This is a genomic window from Lysobacter enzymogenes, from assembly GCF_017168095.1.
GTDB lineage: Bacteria > Pseudomonadota > Gammaproteobacteria > Xanthomonadales > Xanthomonadaceae > Lysobacter > Lysobacter enzymogenes_D.
Genome location: NZ_LXSD01000228.1, coordinates 1 through 580 on the forward strand (window position 1 = coordinate 1; position 580 = coordinate 580).

Annotated in this window: 1 protein-coding gene; it reads left to right on the top strand. The window is 73.3% G+C overall.

Annotated elements, in window-relative coordinates; translation table 11 throughout:
- On the top strand, positions 1 to 580 hold a 580-nt coding region (locus tag A7A76_RS05870; RefSeq protein WP_206410319.1), incomplete at both ends, for a hypothetical protein.

Consider the following 580-nt stretch of genomic DNA (forward strand, 5'->3'; position numbering starts at 1 on the left):
GCGTCGTCGGCGAACGCGCGCGCGCGCCGCGCCGCGCGCGAACGAATTTCCATCGCATCGCTGAAACCCAAGCGTGGCGCGGGTTTCGGCGCGTTCGCGTTTTTCTTTCGCGCGCATCGATCGATGCGTGCGCGCGTTCGCCGACGCGTTCGGCGCGCGCGCGGCGACCTGTATCGGAAGAAAAAATTCCGTTCCGCGGACGCCGCCGATTTCGCGCCGCACAAGCCCGAATGCGCGAAAGTGCGCAAACTTTTTTCCGCCGTCGGCGACCGTCGGTCGGCCCTTCGCCGACGCTGGACGCGTTCGAAGGCGTCCGCCGCCGACGCGCGCGGCGATGCCGGCGATGGCGCAGGCGGCGAGGTTCGAGGTGCATGCGCAGCGCGCGCGACGCACACCGCGCGCGCTTGGGCTCGGGATGCGCGGGCCGATCCGGCGCGCTCGAACGCGGCGCGCACGCGGCGACGGCGGCCCGGCGCGGATGTCGCGAAGCTGTCGGAACGCGCGCGACGCGGCGCGGCGATGCGCGCGCGAAACGCTACGCGAAAGTGGCGGACGCGCGCGGCGCGCGGCGGCGGCGAAC